8 protein-coding genes are annotated in these 6,757 nt (G+C 71.8%); 6 read left to right on the plus strand and 2 right to left on the minus strand.

What is annotated here, in order from left to right; genetic code table 11:
• Window positions 1–58: 58 nt before the first annotated feature.
• The 4 genes from PLP61_RS11655 to PLP61_RS11670 all read left to right on the plus strand — a co-directional run bounded on the left by PLP61_RS11655 (window position 59) and on the right by PLP61_RS11670 (window position 3,136).
• The gene (locus PLP61_RS11655) at window positions 59–976 is read left to right on the plus strand and encodes a hypothetical protein (protein ID WP_324502887.1); all 918 of its coding nucleotides are present in this window, start codon (window positions 59–61) and stop codon (window positions 974–976) included.
• A gap of 84 nt (window positions 977–1,060) precedes the next feature.
• Window positions 1,061–2,380, plus strand: coding sequence for a UDP-glucose dehydrogenase family protein (locus PLP61_RS11660; RefSeq protein ID WP_324502888.1), 1,320 nt, complete (start codon window positions 1,061–1,063; stop codon window positions 2,378–2,380).
• A gap of 214 nt (window positions 2,381–2,594) precedes the next feature.
• Window positions 2,595–2,861: a type II toxin-antitoxin system Phd/YefM family antitoxin gene (locus PLP61_RS11665; protein ID WP_324502889.1), complete on the plus strand. Its 267-nt coding sequence runs from the start codon at window positions 2,595–2,597 to the stop codon at window positions 2,859–2,861.
• Complete coding sequence (locus tag PLP61_RS11670) at window positions 2,858–3,136, plus strand: type II toxin-antitoxin system RelE family toxin (RefSeq protein WP_324502890.1); 279 nt, start codon at window positions 2,858–2,860, stop codon at window positions 3,134–3,136. The genes PLP61_RS11665 and PLP61_RS11670 overlap by 4 nt, the downstream gene beginning before the upstream one ends.
• Window positions 3,137–3,145: 9 nt before the next feature.
• On the opposite strand, the gene PLP61_RS11675 is transcribed toward PLP61_RS11670, so the two are convergent.
• The gene (locus PLP61_RS11675; protein ID WP_324502893.1) at window positions 3,146–3,841 is read right to left on the minus strand and encodes a TSUP family transporter; all 696 of its coding nucleotides are present in this window, start codon (window positions 3,839–3,841) and stop codon (window positions 3,146–3,148) included.
• 73 nt (window positions 3,842–3,914) lie between these two features.
• On the minus strand, window positions 3,915–5,378 hold the full coding sequence (locus PLP61_RS11680) for an RCC1 domain-containing protein (RefSeq protein WP_324502891.1): 1,464 nt from the start codon (window positions 5,376–5,378) through the stop codon (window positions 3,915–3,917).
• Window positions 5,379–5,535: 157 nt separating this feature from the next.
• Here PLP61_RS11680 and cysD point away from each other — a divergent pair, with 157 nt between their 5' ends.
• Both cysD and PLP61_RS11690 read left to right on the plus strand, forming a co-directional pair.
• Window positions 5,536–6,456 carry a sulfate adenylyltransferase subunit CysD gene (cysD, locus tag PLP61_RS11685; RefSeq protein WP_324502892.1) on the plus strand — a complete coding sequence of 307 codons (921 nt, stop codon included), beginning with the start codon at window positions 5,536–5,538 and terminating at the stop codon, window positions 6,454–6,456.
• On the plus strand, window positions 6,456–6,757 hold a 302-nt coding region (locus PLP61_RS11690; protein WP_502889038.1), incomplete at its 3' end, for a GTP-binding protein. The genes cysD and PLP61_RS11690, both read left to right, overlap by 1 nt.

Consider the following 6,757-nt stretch of genomic DNA (forward strand, 5'->3'; position numbering starts at 1 on the left):
CCCACGGAGTCGCCGAGCGACTCCCCCAGCAGCGACTCGACCGGAGGCTGAGCCGCCGATGGCCGAGGAGCAGGGCGGCTGGCCGCTGGAGCGCTGGGTCAGCGTCGGCACCACGATCATCGCGCCGGCCACCGCGCTCAGCGCGCTGCTCTTCTACTTCGGCTACGTCTCCTCGCGCACGCAGTACGAGTACTTCGGGATCGACGTCGACACTATCGGGCTCAGCACCCGCGACTACGTCATGCGCAGCCCTCAGCCCCTGCTCTTCCCGCTTCTCGTGCTCACCCTGGTCGCGGTCGGCGGGCTCGCGCTGCACGCGACCGTCGACCGCGGGATCACGGCCGCCACCTCAGGAGAGGGCCGGCAGCCCCTGCTCGAGCGCTACGACCGCACCGCCCGGTGGACGCTGCGTGCGGGCTGGACCCTGGTCGGGGTCGGCGTCGCGCTGGTCGTCGGGTACGCGCTGGTCCGCGACTGGGCGGCGTACCAGCTGGTCACCCCGTTGCTGCTCAGTGTCGGGTCGGTCCTGGTCGGCTACGCCTCGTGGATGGGGAGGCGACTGCATCCGGAGGACGTGCCGCGTCAGGGCTCCGCGGTCGCCCAGCGCCGGGTGGCCGGCGTGGTGCTGTTCCTCTTCATCGTGGTCAACCTGTTCTGGGCCACCGCGACCGTCGCGCAGTGGACCGGCCGGGGGGTGGCCCGCAACGACGCGCGGCATCTCGACCGCCTGCCCAGCGTCATCCTCGACACCAAGGAGCAGCTCTACCTGCGCGACTCCAGCGTCGAGGTGTCGGCTCTGCCTGCTGCCGAGGGCCAGACCTTCCACTACCGCTACCGGCACCTGCGCCTGCTCATCCACGGCGGGGACCGGATGTTCCTGGTCCCGGACCAGTGGGCACCCGGCAACACCACCCTGGTGGTCCCGCTCGACGGGTCGGTGCGCGTGCAGTTCCAGTTCCGCAACGACCCGCCCTGACCGGCCGGGCTGCCCGCACGACTGCGGGGGCTGAGCCCGTGCCCGATAGGCTGAGCCCTCCATCCATGGGAAAGGCGGGACAGCATGCGCGTGTCCGTGATCGGGTGCGGCTACCTCGGCGCCACGCACGCCGCCGCCATGGCGGAGATCGGCCACGAGGTGCGCGGCCTGGACGTGGACCCCGACAAGGTGGAGCTGCTCAACCGGGGCGAGGTGCCCTTCCACGAGCCGGGCCTGGACGAGCTGCTGGCCCGCCATGTCGCGGCCGGGAGGCTGAGTTTCACCACCGACTACGCCGACGTGGGCGACTGGGCCGACGTCCACTTCGTGTGCGTGGCGACCCCGCAGCGGCCCGGCGAGCTCGCCGCCGACATGGGGCAGCTCGACAGCGTCGTGGACTCCCTCGGCAAGCTGCTGACCCGCCCGGCCCTCGTGGTGGGCAAGTCCACGGTCCCGGTCGGCACCGCCGCCGCCCTGCTGCGCCGGTTCCGCGAGGTGGCCCCGGCCGGCGACGAGGTCACCCTGGTGTGGAACCCGGAGTTCCTCCGCGAGGGCCACGCGGTCAACGACACGCTGCGCCCCGACCGCATCGTCATCGGCCGCGCCGACGGCGACGACACCTCGCCTGCCACGCTGGTGGAGCTCTACGGCCCGATCGCCCAGCCGGCCACTCCGGTGATCGTGACCGACTACCCCACCGCGGAGCTGGTCAAGGTGGCGGCGAACTCCTTCCTGGCCACCAAGATCTCCTTCATCAACGCGATGGCCGACGTCTGCGAGGCCGCGGGCGCGGACATCACCGTGCTGGCCGACGCGATCGGCCACGACGCCCGCATCGGCCGGTCGTTCCTCAACGCCGGGCTGGGGTACGGCGGCGGCTGCCTGCCCAAGGACGTCCGCGCGCTCACCGCGCGCGCCGGTGAGCTGGGGGTCGCGGACTCCTTCGCGTTCCTGCGCGAGGTCGACGCGCTCAACGAGCAGCGTCGGGCCAAGACGGTCTCGAAGGCGATCGAGCTGCTCGGCCGCCCCCTGGTCGGCTCCCGGGTGGCCGTCCTCGGCGCGGCGTTCAAGCCGCTCTCCGACGACATCCGCGACTCCCCCGCGCTCAACGTCGCCGGCCGGCTGCAGCTGATGGGCGCGTACGTCATCGTCTACGACCCCAAGGCCAACGACAACGCCCGCCGGCTGTGGCCGACCCTGCAGTACGCCGTCGGCGTCGAGGAGGCCTGCGACCAGGCCGACCTGGTGATCGTGCTCACCGAGTGGCAGGAGTTCGTCGGGATGGACCCCGCGACCCTCGCCCCGCTGATGCGCGAGCGCAAGGTTCTGGACGCGCGGAACTGCCTCGACCCGGCCGCCTGGCGGGCGGCCGGCTGGACCTACCGGGGTCTGGGTCGCAGCTGATCCGGGCGCGGCGTACCGCCCCGCTCCACGCCTGACGGCGGTCGCGTGGTTTCGCGGCCGAACGATTGGACCGAAACGGCATGGATTCTGCCGATATGTCTGTCGTTTGGGTCCAATCGGCAGAGGTCGGGCGGGCCTCACACGGGCACCAGCCACGCGACCCCAACCCGTCGGACGCTTGCGACCACACCCTCTCCGCGCCACAATTGTGGCCATGAGTACCGAGTCGTTGCGTGAGGTCCGCGATCACTTCAGTGAGGTCGTCGACCGCGTCGAGCAGGAGCACGACCGCGTGACGGTCACCCGGAACGGTCGCCCGGCAGCGGTCATCCTCAGCCCCGACGACCTCGCGCAGCTCGAGGAGACCCTCGAGATCCTCAGCGACCCCGACGCCCTCGCCGACATCCGCGAAGCCGATGCCGCCTACGTCAGCGGCGACGTGGTGCGTGGCGTCGACGCCGTCCGGGCCCTCCGCGCGTGACGGCCGACGGGCCCTACGAGCTCGTCCTGACCCCACCCGCCGTCCGGGCGATCCAGCAGCACCTCCCCCATGCCGTCGCGGCGGCAGTCATCGAGTTCATGACCCACGCCCTGGTCGACAACCCGCAGCGCGTGGGGAGACCACTACGTGGTGACCTGGCCGGCATCTACGCGGCTCGCCGCGGCACCTACCGCGTCCTGTACCGGATCAACGACGCCCTCCACGAGGTGGTGGTGCTGCGGATCGACCATCGGCGCGACATCTACCGCGGCTAGCCACCGCCCCTACACAACAGCCCCCACGACCAGCCCGAGCCCCCCGAACGCCGCCACCGCCAGTACGGCGTGCCGCGCGGTCTCCGCGGGCAGCCGCGGCGCGAGCCAGATCCCCACCAGGGCACCGGCCACCAGCGCGAGCACCATCGCCAGGCTCGGCCAGACCAGCCCGACCACGGCGACGGTGACGACGCCTTGGACCAGGAAGAACGCCTGCAGTGTCGCCCGGGTGTGCAGCGGGGACCAGCCCGCGTTGGCGGCGTACAGGGCGACCGGCGGCCCGCCGACCCCGCCCACGACGTTGAGCGTGGCGCTGGTGATGCCCGCGGCGATCGCCCCCGGCAGCGAGTGCAGCCGGCGCCAGCGCAGCCCGCGCCACAGCAGGGCCACGCCGAGGAGGACCCCGACGCCTGCGGCCGCCGCCACGACCGCCGTGTCAGCCCCGGCGACGAGGAACCCGACAACCGGGGTGGCCAGCAGCGTCGGGACCAGCAGGGCCATCCCGTCGCGCACCTGGACGTCGCGCCACTGACCCAGCAGCGGGACCACCGAGGCGAGCGTGCCGAGCAGCACCACGACCGCGACGCCGCGCGTGGGCCCGAGCAGCGCGATCAGGCCGGGGGCCGCGACCAGCGCGAAGCCGAGGCCGGTGACCGCCTGGGCGAGCCCACCCGCGGCAACCCCGGCCACCGCGAGCAGCAGCATCCAGTCCACGGGGCTGTCCTATCAGGTCGGCCCGTCCGTCTCCCGACGGCGCCGGGTCAGCCCGGCCGGTCAGTCAGCCGCGGGTCACCTTGGCCGTGGCCGCGGTGGTCTTCGACGCCGACTGGTAGCCGGCGCGCTTGGCCGTGACCTTGACCTTGAGCCTCGTGCCGACGTCCTTGGCGACCACGTTGTGGGTCTTGGCGGTGCCGCCGACGAGGGCCACCCCGTCGCGGTACCACTGGTAGCCGTAGGAGCCGGGCGCCGGCTCCCACGTGCCGACGCGTGCGGTGAGCGTCCTGCCCACCACGGGCGAGCCTGTGATCGTCGGCACCGTGAGGTTCCTGATCCTCCACACCAGTGGGGTGAGCGTGGTGATCGGGGTGGCGGTCCCGGTGAGCTGCCCGGACTCGTTGTTGCCGGTGCCGTAGACGAGGCCGTCGTCCCCGAGCACCAGGGTGTGGGCGTTCCCGCAGGCGACCGCAGTGGCCAGGACGCCTGGGGCCAGGCCGGTGAGCGGGGTGAGCTCGTTCCGCTGGCCGGGGGCGCCGGTGAGCTGCCCGTCGCCGTTGCTGCCGGTGCCGTAGACGACCCCGTCGTCCCCGACCACCAGGGAGAACTCCCCCATCACCCCGGAGTCGACCCCGACTGCCCGGACCCCGGCAGGGAGCCCGGCCAGCGGGGTGAGGGTGGTCCTCGGGCTCTCGTCCTCACCGGTGAGCTGCCCGTTGTTGTTCGCGCCCGTCCCGTAGGCGACCCCGTCGTCGCCGAGCACCAGCGAGTAGCCGCCGCCGCCGCCTGCACCGGCGCCGATGGCGGTGGCCGAGACGCCCTCGGGGAGCCCGGTCAGCGGGGTGAGGGTGTTCCGGCTGGTGGTGCCGGTGAGCTCGCCCTGGGAGCCGTCGCCGGTGCCGTAGGCGATGCCGTCGTCGCCGAGCACCAGCGAGTGGTAGCCACCGGCGGCGACCGCGACGGCCGACACGCCCGCCGGGAGGCCGGACATCGGCCTGAGCGTGCGTTTCGGGTCCAGGGTCCCGGTGAGCGCGCTGGTGCCGTTGGAGCCGGCGCCGTACGCGACGCCGTCGTCGCCGAGCACCAGCGAGAAGTACTCGCTTGCCGCGACCTCGGTGGCGTTGACGCCGAGGGGGAGCCCGGTCAGCGGGGTGAGGGTCGACTTCGAGGTCCGGGGGCCGGTGATCTGGCCGAAGAAGTTGTCGCCGGTGCCGTAGACCAGGCCGTCGTCGCCGATCACCAGGGAGAAGCCGGCGTAGCCGCCGGCCACCGCGGTGGCCGAGACGTCAGCGGGGAGCCCGGTCAGCGGGACGGGGGTGAGGCTGTCCGCGGTGCCGGTCAGCTGCCCACGATTCAGGCCGGTGCCGTAGACCAGGCCGTCCTCGCCCACCATCAGCGAGTCGCCGTTGCCGGCCGCGACGGCGGTGACCACGGGGGGCGTCGGCACCACCGCCCGTGCGAGAGTCGGTGCGGAGGCCACCGCTGCCCCGGACATGGACAGCAGCAACGCCGCCACCGTGCCCGTCACGAGGCTGATGAGCCTCTTCGATCCCTGCCGCTCACCCGGGTCCTGCCGACGGATACACACTTCAGGTCTACCAGTCGTGCCGCCCGGCGATTCAGCGGGCCACCCTCGGCCCCGATAGCATGGTCGACGCTGTCCCGACGAGAGGCCCGTACACCGCATGAGTGCACCACCCACGCACGTCGACTACCAGATGAGCCAGCTCGACCAGCTGGAGGCGGAGTCGATCCACATCTTCCGCGAGGTCGCGGCGGAGTTCGAGAAGCCCGTGCTGATGTTCTCGGGCGGCAAGGACTCCATCTGCATGCTGCGGCTGGCCGAGAAGGCGTTCTACCCGGCGAAGATCCCGTTCCCGGTGCTCCAGATCGACACCGGCTACGACTTCCCCGAGGTGTTGGCCTGCCGTGACTCCTGGGTGGCCCGGCTCGGGCTGCAGCTGATCGTGGCCAGCGTGGAGGACGCCATCCGCGACGGCATCGTCATCGACGACGGCAAGACCAGCCGCAACCGGCTGCAGACCGGCACCCTGCTGGAGGCCCTCGAGCGGCACGGCTTCACCGCTGCCTTCGGCGGCGGTCGCCGCGACGAGGAGAAGGCCCGCGCCAAGGAGCGCGTCTACTCCCACCGCGACGAGTTCGGCCAGTGGGACCCGAAGAACCAGCGCCCCGAGCTGTGGAGCCTCTACAACGGCAAGATCCACGAGGGCGAGCACATGCGGATCTTCCCGCTGTCGAACTGGACCGAGCTCGACGTGTGGCACTACATCGGCCGCGAGCGCATCGAGATCCCCACCATCTACTTCGCCCACACCCGCCGGGTCTTCGACCGCGGCGGCATGTGGATGACCGAGTCGGAGTTCAACCCCTGCCGCGAGGGCGAGACGGTCATCGAGAAGACCGTCCGCTTCCGCACCGTGGGCGACCTGACGCTGACCGGCGCCGTGGAGTCCGAGGCCGACACCATCGAGCGGATCATCGACGAGATCGCGATCGCCCGGGTCACCGAGCGCGGCGCGACCCGCGGTGACGACAAGTTCTCCGAGGCAGCCATGGAGGACCGGAAGAAGGAAGGCTACTTCTGATGGATCTGCTTCGTTTCGCCACCGCCGGCTCGGTCGACGACGGCAAGTCCACCCTGATCGGGCGGCTGCTGCTGGACTCCAAGTCGATCTTCGAGGACCAGCTCGAGGCCGTGGAGGCCACCAGCCAGTCCAAGGGCTACGACTACACCGACCTGGCGCTGCTCACCGACGGCCTGCGCTCGGAGCGCGAGCAGGGCATCACCATCGACGTGGCCTACCGCTACTTCGCGACGCCGACGCGGAAGTTCATCATCGCCGACACCCCCGGCCACATCCAGTACACCCGCAACATGGTCACCGG

This window comes from Nocardioides sp., from assembly GCF_035429765.1.
In the GTDB taxonomy this organism is placed as follows: domain Bacteria; phylum Actinomycetota; class Actinomycetes; order Propionibacteriales; family Nocardioidaceae; genus Nocardioides.

Bases quoted from the DNA above. Each gene is read 5' to 3' on its own strand.
- PLP61_RS11655 (WP_324502887.1), top strand. From the start codon at position 59: ATGGCCGAGGAGCAGGGCGGCTGGCCGCTGGAGCGCTGGGTCAGCGTC.
- PLP61_RS11660 (WP_324502888.1), top strand. From the start codon at position 1,061: ATGCGCGTGTCCGTGATCGGGTGCGGCTACCTCGGCGCCACGCACGCC.
- PLP61_RS11665 (WP_324502889.1), top strand. From the start codon at position 2,595: ATGAGTACCGAGTCGTTGCGTGAGGTCCGCGATCACTTCAGTGAGGTC.
- PLP61_RS11675 (WP_324502893.1), bottom strand. From the start codon at position 3,841: ATGCTGCTGCTCGCGGTGGCCGGGGTTGCCGCGGGTGGGCTCGCCCAG.
- cysD (WP_324502892.1), top strand. From the start codon at position 5,536: ATGAGTGCACCACCCACGCACGTCGACTACCAGATGAGCCAGCTCGAC.